This is a genomic window from Burkholderia sp. BCC1977 (assembly GCF_905339595.1).
GTDB lineage: Bacteria > Pseudomonadota > Gammaproteobacteria > Burkholderiales > Burkholderiaceae > Burkholderia.
Map to the genome: position 1 here is coordinate 174,286 of NZ_CAJPGQ010000003.1, position 18,434 is coordinate 192,719.

Consider the following 18,434-nt stretch of genomic DNA (forward strand, 5'->3'; position numbering starts at 1 on the left):
ATCATACCCGGCGCGATGCGGCGCTCAGACCAGCACCCCGTCGCGCGCGACGATCGTCCCCGACGACACGACGAGCCGCCGCGTCGGCCGCGCGACGACGGCCTCGGCGAACGTCAGCGCATCGACGAGCACGACGTCCGCGCGCTTGCCCGCTTCCAGGCCGTAGTCGGCGAAGCCGCAACCGCGTGCCGCGCCGTGCGTCACGCAGTCGAGCGCGACTTCGAGCGCGTCGTCGCGGCGGAAATCGTTGCGCATGCCGATCAGCATCGCGCGTTCGAGCATGTCGGGCGAACCGTACGGCGTCCACGTATCGCGCACGCCGTCGTTGCCGCCGATCACGGTCACGCCGGCCGCGCGGCACGCGGCAACCGGCGGCACCGGCACGGCTGCCGGCGCGGTCGTGACGATCGCGACGCCGAGTTCGGCCATCCGCGCGAGCAGCGCGTCGCGCTCGCGCTCGGCGATGTCGCCGAGGCAGAAGCCGTGGCTGATCGTGACCTTGCCGTGCATGCCGAGCGCGGCCGTGCGCTGCAAGACGAGATCGAGCGAGTACGCGCCCATCGATCCGCGCTCGTGCAGATGCAGGTCGAGCCCGCGGCCATGACGCTCTGCGATCCCGAACAGCACATCCACCGCCTCGACCGGATCGCCTTCGATCGCGCACGGGTCGAGCCCGCCGAGCAGGTCGGCGCCCGCGCCCAGCGCGTCGGACAGCAGCGCGGCGGTGCCGGGCCGCTTGAGCACGCCCGATTGCGGAAACGCGACGATCTGGATGTCGACCTGGCCGCGCAGCGTCTCGCGCGTCGCGAGCACGCCGTGCAGATGCCGCAACCCGGCCTCGGTGTCGACGTCGACGTGCGTGCGGATGCGCGTCGTGCCGGCCGCGAGGAATGCGCGCGACAGCGCGAGCGACGCGGCGCCCGCATCGTGGCCGCTCGTCGCGCGGTAGTGGCGCTCGTTCTCGATGCGGTCGACGAGGCGCGGCCCCACCGCGTTGCGATACCACGGCATCCCCCAGTGGGTCTTGTCGAGATGCGTGTGGCCTTCGACGAGGCCGGGCAGCGCGAGCGCGCCCGCGCCGTCCTCGATCGCGCAGCCGGCGGGCGCGTCGAGCGACGGGCCGACGCGCGCGATGCGCTCGCCTTCGATCAGGATGTCGAGCGCCTGGTCGGCGTGCGTGCGGACGTTGCGGATCAGCAGGTTCGTCATGTCGGTTCCGGTATGGTCGGTCAGTCGGTCAGTCGGTCAGTGCAAGGCCGTCGCGATGCGCGCACCGCGACGGCGGTCAGGTCGTTATCGCGTGAAACGCAGTGCCGGTGCGAACGGCGCGCCGGTATCGCTTTCGCCGCGGCGGAACACCCAGCGTTCGGCCGGCACGCCGGCGACGGCCGCCGCCGCATTCGGCGCGCGCACCGCGACGAAGCTCGCGTCGCAGCCGGCCGCGATGCCGTAGTTGGCCTTGCCGAGCGCGCGCGCGCCGGCGTGCGTCGCCATGTCGAGCGCGATGCCGAGCGCTTCGTCGGTATAGAAGCCCGAGCGATAGCCGACCATCATCGCGCGCTGCAGCATGTCGCCGTTGCCGTACGGCCACCACGCATCGCGAATGTTGTCGTTGCCGGCGAACACGTGCACGCCCGCATCGCGCAGCGGCCGCACCGGCGGGAACGCGCAGTCGCCCGGCGCGTTGGTCAGGATCGACACGCCGGCGTCCGCGAGTGCGGCGGCCGCACGCTCGACGTCGCCCTGATCGACCTGGCCGAGCGCATACGCATGGCTCACGTTCACGCGGCCGCCGAGGCCCGCCGCGCGCGTGCGCGCCGCGATCCGCAGCAGTTGCGCGATGCCGGTCTCGCCCGGTTCGTGCAGGTGGATGTCGATCTTCGCGCCGCGCTTCTCGGCGATGCCGAACACGATGTCGAGCTGGCCGTCCGCGTCGCCGTCGAGCGTCGTCGGGTCGATCCCGCCGACCACGTCCGCGCCTTCGCGCACGGCCGCGTCGAGGATCGCGGCGGTGCCCGGGCACGTCACCACGCCGGCCTGCGGGAACGCGACCAGTTCGATGTCGACGATCCCGCGCCATTGTTCGCGCGCGGCCATCACGGCCTGCAGGTTCGACAGGCCCGTCGTCGCGTCGACGTCGACGTGGCTGCGCATCGCGATCGTGCCGAACGCGGCGGCCTGCGCGATCAGCGCATTCGCGCGCTCGACGATCGGCGGCGCGGCCGCGAGCTGGCGCTTCTCGACCGCGAGCCGCTCGCGCAGCGAGCCGACCGATTCGTGCGGCACCCAGCGGTCGCCGACGAAGCTCTTGTCGAGATGGATATGGCCGTCGACGAAGCCGGGCAGCACGACCCGCCCGCCGAGGTCGATCGTTTCCGCGCCGGGCGCGGCGGTGCAATCGGCACCGATCGCGACGAAGCGGCCGTCATGGACGACGAGGTTGATGGGCTGGCCGCCGGCATCGACGGCGTTGGTGAAGAAGCGATCGGTCATGACTCGGAATGGGTGTGGGGCGGTCGCTGCGCGACGCCGACGCGGACAGGAGGAGGCGCCGCGGCCGGCCAAGCGGGACCGTTGGCAGGGAATGGGGCCACGATATCGGACGAGGCGGCCAGTGACCAATTAAATGTCGCGATGCCGCGCATTCGATTTCGCGATGCGCGGGCGGGCCGCCCGCCGGGCCTGGCGGGGCGGCGGGGCACGATCACCGCGTGGGTGTCCGCATTGCCGATAACGGCGCTTCGGCACGGTCGCCGTCGGGGGTGCCGCGCCGCCGCGCCCGACCGCGATTTGCGCGGCAACAGACTTTACACGTTGTTACCCGGCCGCACCGGACGCGCATCGGCCCTTTCCTTATACTCACGCCGAGTTCGCCACCCGTCCCGGAATTCGTCGGCGAACACGTTGCCGATGCAGGAAACATCATGATGCGCATGCCTTCCACGAAGACCGTTCTGTTCGCCACGCTCGTCGCCGTGGCGGCGCTTCCGCTCACCGCCTGTGTCGCGCCGGGCTACTACGGCGCGCAACCGGGCTATCCGCAGCAGCAATACGCGACACCCGGCTACGCGCAGCCCGCGTATTCGCAACCCGGCTACGTGCAGCAGCAGCAGCCGGCGTATCCGAGCCAGGCGCCGCAGTACGACCAATACGGCAACCCGCAGCCGTACGGCGGCCAGTACGGCAACGGCTACGGCACGCAATACGGCACCGTCGCGAACATCCAGCCGGTCAGCGGCTCGATCGGCACGTCGGGTGTCGCCGGCACCGTCGTCGGTGCGCTGGTCGGCGGCCTGGTGGGCAACCAGTTCGGCCGCGGCCACGGCCGCGATGCGGCCACCGTGATCGGCGCGCTGGGCGGCGCCGTCGCCGGCAACCAGATCGGCCAGCAGATGGGCGCGGCCCAACCGCCGAGCAGCTACCGGATCGACGTGCAGGTCAGCGACGGCTCGACGCGTTCGTTCGACGTGCAGTCGCCGGGCGACCTGCGCCCGGGCGATCGCGTGCAGATCAACGGCAATCAGTTGTCGCGGTATTGATTTGATGTCTCCGGCCTGCGCTTGCCTGCCGGCCAAGCGCAGCGCCCCAATTGCCCGAATCGCGCGGGTTACGTCGCGCCCGACTCGTCTCACCGCGCTTTCCTCCCCACGGCGCCCCGTCGTCGCACCACGCGCACGATCCGGCCGGTTCGCCGGTGCCGCGCGGCCTCCCGTCGCCCGCTCGTTCCTCCATCGCTCACCGCGCCCGATACGCGCGCCGCATCGCATCCGCGCGCGCAACGCCAGGCGCCAAATCGTCAGACAAAATCTTGGGTGAACGGGCGAATTCACGGGCCAGTCAGTCTCCGCCCCACCGCGCGAACGCCCGCCCTTTCGTTGCCGCACGGGCCACACGCTTGACGAAGAAGCCATAGCCAGCTCGATGCGGCGCGTTGGCCGCGACAATCGCGCCGCTCAATTTAGGACTTGTCTGATACCTTTCGCGGGCTTGCTCGCGCATACTCGGCTCTACGGCTTACGCGCACTCCCGATTTCCCACCGAGTCGCGTCGAGATCGAGAAATTCCGCTTGCTTGCCGGAACACTGACGCCCCTCGCGCCCAGCCACCGTCGAGACCGACCGTACCGCGTGCAGTCACGGATACTGCCCGTCGAGTTTCACGTCGCGCATCACACCTGATCTTCGCAAGGCCGATGGCCTTGGCGCCTGCGGTTCGAGCATGGCCGCGGTCTCGTCCCTGCTCGGCCCGGCCGGGAATCGGACCTCGTCCGGCCATGCGACGCACACATCTGTGGGCCGCGTCAGACAGCAAGCAGGATTGATTTGCTGCGATGCCCGCCCTACCCCCAACCACGCCGATGTCTCGGGCGCAGTTCGCCATGAGACTGACTGTCGATTCGGCCGCCCCCGATGGAAATGATATGGATACCTTATTTAACTGCCTGATGCGATCCCGTAGGATGAAAATCATGGCCGTTTCGTTGCTTCCGGCGCTGCTGGTCGCATGCGGCGGGGGCGGGGGCGGTGACGACGGCGGAAACACCGGCAATGCCATCGGCGCGACCGACGATCCCGCCATTCACGAACCGTCCGTCCCCGGCGACAAGCCGGACGAACACGCCGACGACGATACGTGGCATCGACAGTGTTACGCCGACGACACATCGATGGTGGCAGCGGAGGGGCCTGCGTTGACCCTGTCCACGAACCAGCTGGTCGTCAGGATGCGGTCGCCGTCGTCGGCCAGCGCCGCCGCCTTCGGGCGCGGCTCGCACCCGGTCGACGTGGCCGCGCTGACGCGTGTCGTCGATCGCATCAATGCACGCGACGACGGGAACACCGCGCGCGGCCTGCCGGCGCGGATTGCCGTCAAGCGACTGATGTCCGGTGGCAGTGCGGTCCTGACCGTCACCGGCACGAACACCTCCACCGACGCGCTCGTCGCCGAACTGATGCGCGAGCCGGAAGTCGAGTACGCCGAGCCCGACGTCCGGGTACATGCCCGTGCCGAGCCGCGCGATCCTCATTTCCGCGACGCGTGGCATCTGCAGGACGGCGACGTGTCGATTCGCATGCCCGGCGCGTGGGACCTCACGCAGGGCACCCGGGAGATCGTCACGGCGGTGCTCGACACCGGCATGACGCCGCATCCCGATCTGGCCGCGAACCTGCTGCCGGGCTACAGCTTCGTCAGCGACGCGCGCTCGGCCAACGGCGTGCCGCGCGGGCCTGGCGCCGATGACCCGGGTGACTGGATCTCGGCCGACGAAGCAGCCCCCGGAGAGCCGTTTTACGGACTGCCCGCTCACGACAGCAGCTGGCACGGCACCCGCGTCGCGGGCATCGTCGGCGCCACGGCCAACAACGGGATCGGCATCGCCGGCGTCAACTGGTACGGCGGGATCCTGCCCGTTCGCGTGCTCGGCAAGGGCGGCGGATCCACGAGCGACATCGTCGACGGCATGCGCTGGTCTGCGGGCCTGCCCGTCGCGGGCGCGCCAATGAATCCGCACCCCGCACGGGTCGTGAATCTCAGCCTCGGTTCGATCGGTCAGTGCAGCCGTGCCTTTCAGGATGCGGTCGACGACTTGAACGCCAAGGGCGTGACCGTCGTCGCGGCCGCCGGCAACGACGGCAGCAATACGATCGACATGCCGGCCAACTGCCGCGGCGTGATTTCGGTCGGATCGAGCGACCGTACCGGGCGACGTACGTTCGACAGCAATACGCATCCGCGCGTGACGCTGAGTGCGCCGGGGGACGGAATTCTTTCGCTGTCCAACGACGGCACGCGCGCGCCGGGCGCCGCCACTTACGGGGCGACGAGCGGCACGAGTCTCGCGGCGCCGCAGGTGTCCGGGGTCGTGTCACTCATGCTGGCGGCCAACCCGAATCTGTCGCCGCGCGATATCGCGGACATTCTGAAGCGGACTGCCCGTTTTCCGGCGATCGCCAGGACCACGCGTTCGTGTCGTGTGATTCCGGCCGGACGCGGGATACTCGATGCACGGGCCGCGATCGACGCGGCGGTCGGCGCGCGAACCGGCAGCGGTTCGTAAGCCGCTCGGTCCCGCTGTGACAAGGGCCGACACACAAGGGTCGACACGTCGAACTACGCATGCGGGAGGTTCACGAACGACCTGCCCGGCAAGCGGATGGTGCCGCTGCGCGGGCGCAAGCATGCACGCAAATCCCGATCCTGCGGATGAAGCGACGCATTCGATATTCGACTGACAAACCCTTGTGATTCAGGACATACGGCTCGAGCCATTCCAAAATGGAATTGGCGCCGCGTTAATTTCGTTTGTGCGGCGAATGGATCTGATGCACCTTGTCGACCATCAAATTTCGGAGGCTACCGTGCTCAAGATCGAGAAATTTCCTCAGGTCGACGGCGAACTGGGCTGGCTGGAAACCGCCCCGGCGTTCACCGCGCCGCTGGGCCAGCGGGTCAAGGGAACGCAATCGTTCGACGTCGTGGTGATCGGCGCCGGGTTTGCCGGCCTGTCGTTCGCGCTGCGCTTCGCCGAGCTGCAGCCGTCGGCGCGCATCGCCGTCGTCGATGCGCTGCGGGTCGGTGAAGGCACGTCGGGCCGCAACGCCGGCTTCCTGATCGATCTGCCCCACAACCTCGACGGGGGCAAGACCGACGTGGACTACGCGCGCGCCCTGTACAAGCTGAACGTCTTCGCCATCGAGCGCCTGCGCCAGTTCAAGGACCGCTTCGACATCCCGTTCTGGGACGATGCCGGCAAATACATGTCCGCCCACGAGGAAGACAACGAGGCCGGCCTCGCGAGCTTTGCCGCGATGCTCGGCGAGGCAGGCTTCGAATTCGAGATGCTGACCGGCCGCGACCTCGAGAATCGGCTCGGGACGCCCTACTATCGGTCGGCCGTCTATACCCCGGGAAACGTGCTGGTCAACCCGGCCGCACTCGTGCGCGGGCTCACGAAGGCGTTGCCGAACAACGTCACGCTGTTCGAGAACAGCCCGGTGACGGCGATCGAATACGGCGCCCTGCATCGCTTGCGCTTCCTGGGCGGCAGCCTCTCCGCACCGATTGTTGTGCAGGCAACCAACTCGTTCTCGGAAGAGTTCGGGAAACTGTCGCGCCGCCTGGCGCCCGTGTTCACCTATGCGAGCCTGACACCCCGGCTCACGGACGAACAGATCGGGCAGCACTTCAACGGCGTCAGGTCGTGGGGCACCACGTCCGCGCATCCGGCCGGCAGCACCGTGCGCTTCACGGTGGACAAGCGCATCTTCGTTCGCAACACGCTCGACTTCCTGCCCGATCTCCGCAGCACGCGCGAAGGGCTCGACACCGCATGGAAGCAGCACCGCCGCTCGTTCGAAGCCCGCTTCCCGTTCCTGACGGACATGCCGTTCGAATTCACGTGGGGCGGCATGATCGCGATGACGCTGAATCACGAACCCGTGTTCGCCGATGCCGGCGACGGTGTCTACGTGATGGGCGGGTGCAACGGCGTCGGTGTCGTCAAGGGCACCTATCTCGGCTACTACATGGCGGACCGCATCAACACGCTGAAGAGCGACAACCTCGCGTTCATCGAACGGCATTCGAGCCCGTCGTGGGTGCCGCCCGACCCGCTGCGCAGCGTCGGCGCGCGGATGCGTCTCGCCCGCGAAGCGGCCGCCGCGGGCGGAGACGTCTAGCCGGCCGCACAGCCGGCAGAAGGTGTACGCTCGTGCGACCCCATCCCTTCCTGTGCGAAGCCGCTTGTCGATGAAGCCCCAGAACCTCCGCCTGTTGAATACGCTGCCGACGCTCGAGGCCTTGATCTGTTTCGAGGCCGTCGCGCGTTGCGGCAGCTTCACGCGTGCGTCGCGCGAGCTGCTGCTGTCGCAAAGCGCGGTGAGCAAGCAGATCCGCTCGCTCGAGGAGGTGCTGCGCTGCGGGCTCCTCGACCGGCATGCGCGCGGGGTCCACCTGACCCGCGCGGGCGCGGCCTTTCTCGAGGAAATCGAGCCGTTGCTCTACACGCTGCAGCGAGCGGTGTTGCGCGCGCGGGATGACCAGAACAGCCAGGCCGTGACGATTGCCTGCACGCAGGCGGTCGCGCACTTCTGGCTGTTTCCGCGCATCGTGCGATTCAATCAGCAGTATCCGGCGATCGCCGTCAACATCGTCTCCGCGAACACCATCAACGAACGCAGTTGCGGCGACAGCGACTTCGGCATCCTCTACGGCGACGGCGACTGGCCGACGCTCGACAGCACGCCGCTGTTTCCGGAGATCATCTATCCGATCGCCAGTGCCGCCCTCGACGTGCCGACGCCCGCGCAACCCGAGGATCTGGCCGCACTGCCGCTGATCCAGCTCGATTCGACGCAATGGGACTGCCTGGACTGGCAGGACTGGTTCGCGCATTTCGACGTGCCGTATCGGATCCCGCGCAACGCCACGACGTTCAACCAGGTCACGCTGTCGTTCAACGCGGCACTGGAGGGGCTCGGCGTCACGTTGGGCTGGGATTTCATGGCCCGTCGATTCGTCGAGTCCGGCATGCTGAAGCGCGTCGGCGAATTCGCCTACGACACGGGGCGCCGGGATTTCCTGGTGCACGCGAAGTACCGCCCGCTTTCCGCGCATGCGCGCACGTTCCGCGACTGGTTGCTGGCGGCCGTCTGATCGCATGGTCGTGGCCGCGCGAAACCCGGCAGCGGACGATGCCGAATCCGATTAGCATGGTCGATGCCCTGCCGCGCACCGCGCCGCAGATTCCGACCTCCCGGCACACCAACGACAACACCGACCGATGATCACGATCCGCCTGCTCGACGCCGCCGACGCGGCGCAATTCCAGTCCGTCCGCCTGCGCGCGGTCGACACGTCGCCGACCTCGTTCCTGCCGACCCGCGACGAAGAAGCCGGCGTCACGGTCGACGAATTCGCGACGCGCATCACCTCCACCGCCGAGCGCGCCGTGTTCGGCGCATTCGACGACGCATCGCTCGTCGGCATCACCGGCGTGCGCCGCGATGCGCGCGCCAAGGTCGCGCACAAGGCGACGATCTGGGGCGTGTTCGTCGACCCCGCATATCGTGGCCGCGGCATTGCGCAATCGCTGCTCGACAGCGCGAGCGCGCACGCGGCGCAGGCGTGGGCATGCAGGCAACTGATGCTGAGCGTCAACGAGATCAACGGCACCGCGGAACGGCTGTACGCGTCGCAAGGGTTCGTCCGGTTCGGCACGGAACCGCGTTCGCTGTTGGTCGACGGCCGCTTCTACGACGAACACCACATGGTCAAGACGCTCGCATGACGCGTCGCGATCGCGTGGGGCGGCCGCACACGATCGCCCCTCCACGCCGTTACATCACCGCTTGTCGGTGATCGTCGTGTTGATCGGCTGCCCGGTGATCGTCACGTTCGTCAGCGTCATCGCGCTCACGTTGAACGCATGGATCGCCCCGGCGGCGTGACCGACGCGACCGGCGCACCGAACTCGCAGTTGCCGATCGTCACGCCGGAGATCGGCTGCACGGCGCCGCCGGCGAGCGCGCCGGTCCAGCCGATGAAGTCGCGGCGCGATACCCGCTTCGGCGAAGGCGAGCGGACGGACGAGGACGAGCGGCGGCAGTTTGCGGCCATGGGTACTCCTTCAGTGGCGGGGTATCGACGTGCCGAACGGCGGGCCTCCACTCATACGTCGTCGCACCACATCGCGAAGTCTAGAGCCGATCGCAGCCAAGGACACGTCTGCCGTCTACCCAACCTTCACCTAAATATCGCCCAGTATGTGTGCACACACTCACTTCATGATCGCCGCCTAAAGACATAAGTTATCGTATCTTTATGCGCAGAAACTTCGTGTCTGACGGATACACGGTCGAGTCCGAATCGACCGCGCACAAGGAATATGACAAGCTCGCGGAGGCCTCACCCGTCCATTCAAACCCGTCACAGGAGTTTCAATTGCAGACCCGCCACGGAGTCGACCTCATCCGCGCCCGCGCGCTGTTCGATCGCGAGCGCCGTGCATTCACCGAAGCCATGCCGATCTCCCGCGCGTTGTCCGCGGAAGCGTCCGAGCATTTGCTGTTCGGCGTGCCGTTGCACTGGATGCAGGACTGGTCGACGCCGTTCTCGCTGGTCGTGAAGGAAGCGCGCGGCGCGACGTTCACCGACGTCGACGGTCATCGCTACGCCGACTTCTGCCTCGGCGACACGGGCGCGATGTTCGGCCACGCGCCCGAGCCGGTTGCACGCGCGCTCGCCGAGCAGGCGACGCGCGGCTACACGACGATGCTGCCGAGCGAGGACGCCGCGTGGGTGTCGCGCGAACTCGCGCGCCGCTTCCGGCTGCCGGTCTGGCAGTTCGCGCTGAGCGCGAGCGACGCGAACCGCTTCGTGCTGCGCTGGGCGCGCGCGGCCACCGGCCGCAACACGATCGTCGTGTTCAACGGCTGCTATCACGGCACGGTCGACGACGTGTTCGTCGATCTCGTCGACGGCCGCCCGGTGCAGCGCGACAGCCTGCTCGGACAGTCCTACGACCTGCTCGCGAACACACGCGTGGTCGAGTTCAACGATCTGGCCGCGCTCGAAGCGGCGCTGAAGGACGGCGACGTCGCGTGCGTGCTCGCCGAACCGGCGATGACGAACATCGGGATGGTGCTGCCCGAGCCGGGCTTCTGGGCGGCCGCGCGCGAACTGACGCGCCGCTACGGCACGCTGCTCGTGATCGACGAAACGCATACGATCAGCAGCGGCCCCGGCGGCTACGCGGCCGCGCACGGTCTCGAACCGGACGCGCTGGTGGTCGGCAAGCCGATCGCGGGCGGCGTGCCGTGCGCGGTGTACGGGTTCAGCGCCGAATTCGCGGAACGCGCGAAAGAGGCGAAGCTGACCGCGCCGCCCGGCCATTCCGGGATCGGCACGACGCTGACCGCGAACATGCTCGCGATGCATGCAATGCGCGCGACGCTTGCCGAAGTCGCGACCGATGCCGCGTATGCGCACATGTTCGAGCTGGCTGCGCGGCTCGCGACCGGGCTCGAACGGGCGATCGCGAAACACGGGCTGCCATGGTGCGTGACGCGCATCGGCGCGCGTACCGAGTTCCAGTTCACGCCCGTGCCGCCGCGCAACGGCACGCTCGCCGGCGAACAGCTCGACAGCGAGCTCGAGCACATCGTGCATCTGTACCTGCTGAACCGCGGCGTGCTGATCACGCCGTTCCACAACATGATGCTCGTGTGTCCGCAGACGACGGCCGACGACGTCGACACGCTCGTCGCGCAGTTCGACGCGTGCCTGGGCGAACTGGTGTAACGGGATGCGGCGGCCGCCCGGCTCGCCCGCAGGGGCGGGCCGGACGCACGCTCATCGCGACTTCGGCAGAGCGGTCGGATCGGCCCGCGTACCCGGCACACGTCAGGCGCGAGCATCATCACGGGCACCGGATTGCACTTCGGCGCTACCGTGACGACGCCCGCTACGCGGCCGTCAACGCGCGCCGCGCCACTTCCGCGAAATAACGCGCGCCGACCGGCAAGATCTCGTCGTTGAAATCGTAGGTCGCGTTGTGCAGCGGCACGCCGCCGCGCCCGGCCGCTTCGCCGTTGCCGATGAACACGAAGTTGCCCGGCACCGCCTGCAGGAACGCGCCGAAGTCTTCCGAGATCATCATCGGCTGCACGTCGGCGTTCACCGCGTCGGCGCCCGCGACGTGCGCCGCGGCCTGCACGGCCGTATCGACCCATTCCGGAGCATTCACCGTCGGCGCGAACTCGTGCGTGTACTCGAACGTGCAGGTCGCGCCGTGCGTGCGGCAGATCCCTTCGCTGATCTCGCGCATCCGCGTTTCCAGCAGCGCCTGCACGTCGCGCGAATAGCTGCGCGTGTCACCCTTGATCGTCACCGTCGACGGCAGCACGTTGCGCAGCCCGTCGGTGATGAACTCCGTGCACGAAATCACGGCCTGCAGGCCCGGATCGAGATTGCGCGACACGATCGTCTGCAGCGCGAGCACGATCTGCGAACCGATCACGATCGGATCGATGCCCATGTGCGGGCGCGCCGCATGCGTGCCGCGCCCGTCGATCCGGATCACGAAGTTGTCCTCGCTCGCCATGATGCCGCCCGCGCGCGTCGAGAACGTGCCGGCGCGCATGCCCGGCATGTTGTGCGCGCCGAAGATCGCGTCGACCGGAAAGCGCTCGAACAGGCCATCGGCCATCATCGCCTTCGCGCCGCGGCCATGCTCCTCGGCCGGCTGGAAAATGAAGCGCACGGTGCCGTCGAAGTCCTTGCGCTCGGCCAGCAGTTGCGCGGCGCCGAGCACCATCGACATGTGGCCGTCGTGCCCGCACGCATGCATCTTGCCCGGCGTGCGCGACGCATGTTCGCGGTCCGGCGCGCGCTCGGCGATGTTCAGCGCGTCCATGTCCGCGCGGATGCCGATCGCGCGCGTGCCGGTGCCGACCGTCAGGTTCGCGACGAGCCCGGTGCCGCCGATCCCGCGATGCACGTCGAGCCCGAGCGTCGTCAGGATCCGCGCGACGTAGTCCGACGTGTTCACTTCCTCGAAACCCGTTTCCGGGTACTGGTGCAGATGCCGGCGCCAGGTCTTCAGTTGCCCCTGCAGCGTGCTTTCTGCCGTTGCGTCCAATGCGTCCATCGTGCCTGCCTCGTCGGTCGTGAAGTCGTTCGGTTCGCTCAGGCCATCGCGGCCGCGCGGTTCAGCCAGTCGCGCTGACGCGCGAGCACCGCGTCGGCCGTCTCGCCGACGCACCGCCGGTAGACGGACGGCGCGGTCGCGCCTTCCGTGTTGATCGCCAGCACGCGCGCGTTCGCATCGAGTCCGGCCTGCCGCGCCAGCGCCGGGTCGCGCATCAGCACGGTCAGCCCCGCGATGCCCGCCGCGCCCGATTCGCCGGACACGAACGGCACGTCGCGTTCGCTGCCGGCCGCAAGGCCGCGCATCGCCCGCACCGCGTCGTCGTCGTCGATCAGCATGAAGTGGTCGACGCTCGGCTCGAGGAAATCCCATGCGAGCGGCGACGCCTCGCCGCACGCAAGCCCGGCCATCACCGAATCGACGCTGCCGGTCGCCTTCGTCGCGCGCCCGGCGAGCGCGCTCTGGTACAGGCAATCGGCCTGGCGCGGCTCGACGACGATGAAATGCGGCCGCCGTGCGCCCGCCTGCTCCCACAGATAGCTCGCGACACCGGCCGCAAGGCCGCCGACGCCGCCCTGCAGGAACACGTGCGTGAACCGCCGGCCGGCCGACACGCCGCACCGCTTCATGAACATGGCCGCGGCCGACGAGGACGGCGAGTGGCTGTCGCAGGGGCCGCCATCGACGTCATCATCCGCCGCCTGCTGCGCGAGCGCCTCGGCCGCGATCACGCCGTAGCCCTGCATCACGTCGCGCGGAATCGCCTCGTAGCCGTCGTACGACGTATCCGACACGACGTGCCAGCCGTTCGCGTCCGCGAGTTGCGCCGCGTGCACGACCGATTCGTCGTAGTTGCCGGCGATCCGCACGATCCGCGCGCCGTGCGCGGCGATCGCCTGCTCTCGCTCGGCGTCGACATGCGCATGCAGCACGATCACGCAGCGGCAGCCGATCGCGCGCGCGGCGGCGGCCAGCGCGCGGCCGTGGTTGCCGTCGGTCGCGCTGATCACCGTCAGCTCGGCCAGCGCCGCCGCGTAACGGCCCATGACGAGCCCCCGCGGATCGAGATCCTCGTTGCGCCGCAGCCGCTTCACGAGCCGCAGCAGCGCGATCGGCGCGCCGAGCGCCTTGAAGCTGCCGAGCGGCGAGCGGCATGCCTCGTCCTTCACGCTGACACTCGCGACGCCGAGCCGCGCGGCCAGGTCGGGCAGCGCGCGCAACGGCGTGCGCGCGGCGCCGACGAGCGGCCAGTGCGACAGCCACGCGCCGCTCTCGTCGGCCGCGGCGATGTTCATGACGCGGCGCAGCGGGTCGGGATAGTCGGTGCGCGACGCGCGGGGGTTGGCGATCAGCATGACGGGAAAGGCTCCGGAAAAGGGCCGCGCGGGCGGCCCGTCGGTGGATGCGGTGCGGGCGCATACGGGTTGCGCCCGCCGTCGGTCCGAAAAATAATATTGCGCATGCCGGTCAATAAAATCGCCAAATCGGCGTTCCGGACGCAAAAATTTCTCATTCTTTCGAGGCTGCTGCACCATCATGCCCACCCCACTCGATGCGTTCGATCGCAAGCTGCTGATGGAAGTCCAGCGCGACGCGAACACGCCGCAGAACGAACTCGGCGCCCGCGTGAACCTGTCGACCGCCGCCGTGAACCGCCGCCTGCGGCGTCTCGCGGAAGACGGCGTGATCGAGCGCTATACCGCCGTCGTCGCGCCGGAGAAGGTCGATCATCCGCTGACGATCGTCGTGAACGTCGAGGTCGAGAGCGAGCAGATCGACCAGCTCGACGCGATGAAGCGGACCTTCGAGCGCTGCCCGCAGATCCAGCAGTGCTACTACGTGACCGGGGAATGGGATTTCGTGCTGATCCTGGCCGTGCGCAACATGGATCAGTACAACGCGCTCACGCGCGCGCTGTTCTTCGCGAACAACAACGTGAAGCGGTTCAAGACGCTGGTGAGCATGAGCCGCGTGAAGGTCGGGCTCGAGGTGCCGGTGGATCCCGGCGAATGACGTCAGCGCCGGTCGGCGGCCAGCGACCCGAAAAACGTCGCGACCTTGGCCTTGCTCGTCGTCTGCAAGCGCGCCATGAGCCCGTGATCGACATGCCGCAGCCCGTAAGTCTGGCCGATGTCGTGCTGCAACCGGCACCACAGATGGCTCGCGATCTCCGCATCGACCATCGCGCGGTGGGCACGGCCGGTCTGCGGCAAGCGCAGCATGTCGGCCAGGCTCGACAGACGGTGGCTTTGCGCGTGCGGGTAGATGCGCCGCGCCACGAGCATCGTGCAGGCGAACGCATGCTCGGCCGCCATGCCGAGCATCCCGAGCTCGGCCTGCCAGAACCGCTTGTCGAAGCCAGCGTTGTGCGCGACGACGGGGTGGCTGCCGACGAACGCGGCGGCTTCCTTCATGACCTTCGACACCGGCGGCGCCGATGCAATCATCTCGTTCGTGATGCCGGTGAGCGCGACGACGTCGGACGGAATGCGGCGGCCCGCGTTCATCAGGCTCTGGTAGCGGTCGACGATCTCGCCGTCGCGGAGCAGGATCACGGCGATCTCGGTCGCCCTGTCCCCCATGTTCGGAGAAAGCCCGGTTGTTTCGAAGTCGAGTACCGCAACGGTTTGCATGGTCGAATCAGAGGAAAGATACCTGGCGAGGCACGTCGGTCAGGACGCGTCGCACCGACAGAAAGGCGCCATAGTATCCCCGGTTGCCGCGTCTGACGGCAAACTTCATCGTCGTGCGCGGCTCGCCGCCGTTTCCGTCCGGACCGGCAAGCTCCTCACCTCCCCTGCAGAATCACGGTGAATGGACCGATGCCCCCTCGCATCGGTCCATTCGTCCCCCGCTACGTCAGCGACAACTGAAGCTCGCCGCCGAATTCACGTCGCCCGAGCCGTTGTAGCGCGCGACCTGCGGATACGGGCACAGCGGCCGCGTGCGTCCCGCCCCCCACGACGGCGGCACGTCCGCATTCGGCAGCGCGCTCGTCGTGTCGCGCGCGGTGGCCACGACCGCCGTCGGCGCCTGCCCCTGCTCGACCCACGCGACGAGCGGCGTCAGCATGTCGAACTGGTCGGCCGCCGGCCCGCCCGAGCAGTGGTTCATCCCCGGCACCGGATAGAAGCGCGCGAAGCCCGACGCGTCGCCGCCGTTCGCCTGCGCGAGCCGCCCGTACCAGTCGCGCGTGTCGTTGAACGAGAACACCGGGTCGCCGGTGCCGTGATAGACGAACAGCTTGGCACCGCGCGACTTCAGCGCGGACAGGTCGGTCTCGTCGGGCGGCGTCATGAACGACCACGACGATTGCGTATACACGCCGTTCGTCGCGAAGATCGCCGGCGCGTCGTTGTCCATGTCGAAGCCGAGCGCGAAGCCGGCGAGGTTCGCGAGCGTCGCGGCGGTCTTCGGCGGCGTCATGAACGTGAACGCCATCGCGGCCGGGTCGAGCGTGACCGAATTCGACTGCTTCCACGCGGCCCAGCCGCTGCCGGCCATGCCCGGATCGTACGGAAAGCTCGCATAGAGCGCCGTGCCCGCGCTGTTGCGCGCGCCCGCGAACACGTTCTCGAGCGCACTCTTCTGCGCCGTCGTCAGGCACGCGCCGGTGCGTGTGCCGTTCGCGCAGGTCGGGATGTCCGTCTCGACGCTGAAATGCGCCTGGCACGCGGCGACGTCCTGCACCATCCCGTCGGCCGAGCCGTCGAGCGCATCGCACTTGTCGAGAATCGTCGCGCCGACGAACCGGCGCTCCGCGTCGGTGAAGCCGCTGCGGAGGTCCGGCAGCCCGTTCGTCCCGGTCGCCGACGCGATCTTCGCGAACTGCTGCGCGCCGTACATCTCGCCGATCGCCGCCTTCGGCAGGTGGAAGCCCGGGTCGCCCGCGATGATCCCGTCGTAATCGCCCGCGTTGCGCACGGCCGTGACCATCGCGTGCCGGCCGCCGTTCGAGCAGCCGCCGAAATAGCTGCGGTCGGGCGCCTTCCCGTATGCGAGCCGGATCACCTGCTTCGCCATCGGCGTGAGCGCGTCGACGGCGCCGTAGCCGTAGTCGAGCCGCGCCTGCGGATCGAGGCCGAACAGCGGGTTCTGCGCGGCGCCGTGCCCGGAATCCGAGCTGATCACCGCGAAGCCCAGGTTCAGCGCGTCGGTCAGCGGCCCGCCGCCGCCGATCTCGCCGGTCGCGGTCACGATGTTGCCGTCGAGCCCGCCGTTCGCCTGGTAGAAGAAGCGGCCGTTCCACGCCTTCGGCAAGCGCATCTCGAAGCCGATCGCGTAGGTCTTGCCATCCACCGCGCTCACGCGCTCGTTCATCTTCCCTGCGATCACGCAGTGCTCGGCGATCGGCTTGCCGGCCACCGTCAGCGCGCCGGCGGCCGCGGTCGTCACCGACGTGAACGACGTGTTCGCATACGACAGCTTCGCGGCGAGCGCGTCGCAGGTCTGCGCCATCGCGGCCGGTGTCGCGGCGCTCAGGTGCGTCGGCGTGGCGCTGATCGAATCGTCGCCACCGCCGCAACCGGCGAGCATGGCCGCGGACAACGGCGCAATACAGAGGAATGCAGATTTCATGTTCAAGATGTCTCCCGTTCGTCAGGCTGCCGGATCAGAACATGTGCCGGACGCCGACCATCGCGCCGAGCTGCCCCATCCCTGCGCCGGGCGTCGTGCCGGCCCCGCCGCCGCTGACCGCGTAGCGCGCGTGCGCGCTGTTCCACAGATACGACGATTGCGCGTAGACGGCCGTGCGCTTGGTCAGCAGATAGGTCGCGCGCAGCGTGGCCATCGTCGCGCGCGTGTCGTGCGCGCTGTTGACGATCCGGTAGCCTTCGCCGTCGACGACGAAATCGGGCTTTACCGCATACGACGCGCCGACGAAGAACAGGTCCGAATGCGCGCCGGCCGCGGCTGGCGAACCGGTCGACACGCGCCGCCCGATCCAGCCCGCGCCGATCCGCGCGCCGGCCGCCTGCGCATACGCGCTCACGTGCGTGCGCGCGTCCTTGCCGCCGCTGCTCGTGAAGGCGACCGGCGCGATGCCGTCGAAGAAGTTCGCGGCCGCGCCGGTGCCGCCGCGCTGCTCCTCGTACGACGCCGCCGCACCGAAATACGCGCTGTCGTACTTGAGCATCACCGACCAGTTGCGGCACTGGACGGCATCGCCCGGCACCTGCCCCGCGCACGTGCCCTGCCCCGGCGAGTTGCCGGTGCCCGCGCCGTCGCGGCCGAACGAATACGCGGCGCCGAGCGTCACGCCGCGATACGTGCCGACGTAGGTCACCGCGTTGTCGGCGCGACCGTTCGGCACGTACGCGTCGAGCGAGCCGAGCCCGTAGATGTCGGGGCCGATGATGTCGGCGCCCTGCAGCGCGAGATAGGTCATCGTGTACTGGCGCCCGAACGCGAGCGTGCCGAAGCCGCTCTTCAGCCCGACGAACGCCTGCCGCCCGAACAGCCGGCCGCCCTGGCCGAGATCGCCGCCGCGCACGTTGAAGCCGCTTTCGAGCGTGAACACCGCCTGGTAGCCGCCGCCGAGATCCTCGGTGCCGCGCAGTCCCCAGCGCGACGGCAGTTCGCCCGTCACGCCCGGCATGCGCACGACGTGGTCGCCGGCCGCGTTCGCGTGCGACACGAACTCGACGCCCGTATCGATGATCCCGTATAACGTCACGCTCGACTGCGCGTGCGCGCCGGTCGCGGCGAGCGCGCATGCGCCGGCCGCCAGCAAAGCTTTGGTGTACTTCATGTCGATCGTCTCCAGACCTGCGTCGAAATCGCG

Annotated in this window: 14 protein-coding genes and 1 pseudogene; 7 read left to right on the forward strand and 8 right to left on the reverse strand. The window is 68.8% G+C overall.

All coding sequences use genetic code 11. From position 1 onward, the window contains the following. Positions 1 to 24: 24 nt before the first annotated feature. The gene (locus U5771_RS04530) at positions 25 to 1,209 is read right to left on the reverse strand and encodes an amidohydrolase family protein (RefSeq protein WP_322022860.1); all 1,185 of its coding nucleotides are present in this window, start codon (positions 1,207 to 1,209) and stop codon (positions 25 to 27) included. A gap of 84 nt (positions 1,210 to 1,293) precedes the next feature. After that, positions 1,294 to 2,493 carry an amidohydrolase family protein gene (locus tag U5771_RS04535; protein WP_322022861.1) on the reverse strand — a complete coding sequence of 400 codons (1,200 nt, stop codon included), beginning with the start codon at positions 2,491 to 2,493 and terminating at the stop codon, positions 1,294 to 1,296. 431 nt (positions 2,494 to 2,924) lie between these two features. On the opposite strand from U5771_RS04535, the gene U5771_RS04540 reads away from it, so the two are divergent. The 5 genes from U5771_RS04540 to U5771_RS04560 all read left to right on the forward strand — a co-directional run bounded on the left by U5771_RS04540 (position 2,925) and on the right by U5771_RS04560 (position 9,289). After that, on the forward strand, positions 2,925 to 3,539 hold the full coding sequence (locus tag U5771_RS04540; protein ID WP_322022862.1) for a glycine zipper 2TM domain-containing protein: 615 nt from the start codon (positions 2,925 to 2,927) through the stop codon (positions 3,537 to 3,539). A gap of 881 nt (positions 3,540 to 4,420) precedes the next feature. Continuing rightward, positions 4,421 to 6,058, forward strand: a complete 1,638-nt coding sequence (locus U5771_RS04545) for a S8 family peptidase (protein ID WP_322022863.1) — start codon at positions 4,421 to 4,423, stop codon at positions 6,056 to 6,058. A 301-nt stretch (positions 6,059 to 6,359) separates the two neighbouring features. Then, the gene (locus tag U5771_RS04550) at positions 6,360 to 7,679 is read left to right on the forward strand and encodes an FAD-binding oxidoreductase (RefSeq protein ID WP_322022864.1); all 1,320 of its coding nucleotides are present in this window, start codon (positions 6,360 to 6,362) and stop codon (positions 7,677 to 7,679) included. A 70-nt stretch (positions 7,680 to 7,749) separates the two neighbouring features. Next, positions 7,750 to 8,655: a LysR substrate-binding domain-containing protein gene (locus U5771_RS04555; RefSeq protein WP_322022865.1), complete on the forward strand. Its 906-nt coding sequence runs from the start codon at positions 7,750 to 7,752 to the stop codon at positions 8,653 to 8,655. 127 nt (positions 8,656 to 8,782) lie between these two features. Further along, complete coding sequence (locus U5771_RS04560) at positions 8,783 to 9,289, forward strand: GNAT family N-acetyltransferase (RefSeq protein WP_322022866.1); 507 nt, start codon at positions 8,783 to 8,785, stop codon at positions 9,287 to 9,289. A 54-nt stretch (positions 9,290 to 9,343) separates the two neighbouring features. On the opposite strand, the pseudogene U5771_RS04565 reads toward U5771_RS04560, so the two are convergent. Continuing rightward, a pseudogene (locus U5771_RS04565) lies at positions 9,344 to 9,618 on the reverse strand (hypothetical protein). Between the two features lie 324 nt (positions 9,619 to 9,942). Here U5771_RS04565 and U5771_RS04570 point away from each other — a divergent pair. Beyond that, positions 9,943 to 11,301, forward strand: coding sequence for an aspartate aminotransferase family protein (locus U5771_RS04570; protein WP_322022867.1), 1,359 nt, complete (start codon positions 9,943 to 9,945; stop codon positions 11,299 to 11,301). A 163-nt stretch (positions 11,302 to 11,464) separates the two neighbouring features. On the opposite strand, the gene U5771_RS04575 is transcribed toward U5771_RS04570, so the two are convergent. Beyond that, positions 11,465 to 12,649 (reverse strand): M20 aminoacylase family protein, encoded by a 1,185-nt coding sequence (locus U5771_RS04575; protein WP_322022868.1) that lies wholly within the window; start codon positions 12,647 to 12,649, stop codon positions 11,465 to 11,467. A gap of 38 nt (positions 12,650 to 12,687) precedes the next feature. Further along, positions 12,688 to 14,004, reverse strand: coding sequence for a pyridoxal-phosphate dependent enzyme (locus U5771_RS04580; protein WP_322022869.1), 1,317 nt, complete (start codon positions 14,002 to 14,004; stop codon positions 12,688 to 12,690). A gap of 181 nt (positions 14,005 to 14,185) precedes the next feature. Between U5771_RS04580 and U5771_RS04585 the strand changes: the two genes are divergently transcribed. Beyond that, entirely contained in the window at positions 14,186 to 14,662 is a 477-nt protein-coding gene (locus tag U5771_RS04585; protein ID WP_322022870.1) for an Lrp/AsnC family transcriptional regulator, read from the forward strand. A 2-nt stretch (positions 14,663 to 14,664) separates the two neighbouring features. On the opposite strand, the gene U5771_RS04590 is transcribed toward U5771_RS04585, so the two are convergent. The 3 genes from U5771_RS04590 to U5771_RS04600 form a co-directional block, all read right to left on the reverse strand. Continuing rightward, positions 14,665 to 15,282, reverse strand: coding sequence for a 3'-5' exonuclease (locus U5771_RS04590; protein ID WP_322022871.1), 618 nt, complete (start codon positions 15,280 to 15,282; stop codon positions 14,665 to 14,667). 226 nt (positions 15,283 to 15,508) lie between these two features. Then, positions 15,509 to 17,233 carry a tannase/feruloyl esterase family alpha/beta hydrolase gene (locus U5771_RS04595; protein WP_322022872.1) on the reverse strand — a complete coding sequence of 575 codons (1,725 nt, stop codon included), beginning with the start codon at positions 17,231 to 17,233 and terminating at the stop codon, positions 15,509 to 15,511. Positions 17,234 to 17,261: 28 nt separating this feature from the next. Then, on the reverse strand, positions 17,262 to 18,401 hold the full coding sequence (locus U5771_RS04600; RefSeq protein WP_322022873.1) for a porin: 1,140 nt from the start codon (positions 18,399 to 18,401) through the stop codon (positions 17,262 to 17,264). Positions 18,402 to 18,434 lie beyond the last annotated feature (33 nt).

Coding starts and splice junctions, on each gene's coding strand:
- U5771_RS04530 (WP_322022860.1), bottom strand. CDS start 1,209: ATGACGAACCTGCTGATCCGCAACGTCCGCACGCACGCCGACCAGGCG.
- U5771_RS04535 (WP_322022861.1), bottom strand. CDS start 2,493: ATGACCGATCGCTTCTTCACCAACGCCGTCGATGCCGGCGGCCAGCCC.
- U5771_RS04540 (WP_322022862.1), top strand. CDS start 2,925: ATGATGCGCATGCCTTCCACGAAGACCGTTCTGTTCGCCACGCTCGTC.
- U5771_RS04545 (WP_322022863.1), top strand. CDS start 4,421: ATGGATACCTTATTTAACTGCCTGATGCGATCCCGTAGGATGAAAATC.
- U5771_RS04555 (WP_322022865.1), top strand. CDS start 7,750: ATGAAGCCCCAGAACCTCCGCCTGTTGAATACGCTGCCGACGCTCGAG.
- U5771_RS04560 (WP_322022866.1), top strand. CDS start 8,783: ATGATCACGATCCGCCTGCTCGACGCCGCCGACGCGGCGCAATTCCAG.
- U5771_RS04575 (WP_322022868.1), bottom strand. CDS start 12,649: ATGGACGCATTGGACGCAACGGCAGAAAGCACGCTGCAGGGGCAACTG.
- U5771_RS04580 (WP_322022869.1), bottom strand. CDS start 14,004: ATGCTGATCGCCAACCCCCGCGCGTCGCGCACCGACTATCCCGACCCG.
- U5771_RS04585 (WP_322022870.1), top strand. CDS start 14,186: ATGCCCACCCCACTCGATGCGTTCGATCGCAAGCTGCTGATGGAAGTC.
- U5771_RS04590 (WP_322022871.1), bottom strand. CDS start 15,282: ATGCAAACCGTTGCGGTACTCGACTTCGAAACAACCGGGCTTTCTCCG.
- U5771_RS04600 (WP_322022873.1), bottom strand. CDS start 18,401: ATGAAGTACACCAAAGCTTTGCTGGCGGCCGGCGCATGCGCGCTCGCC.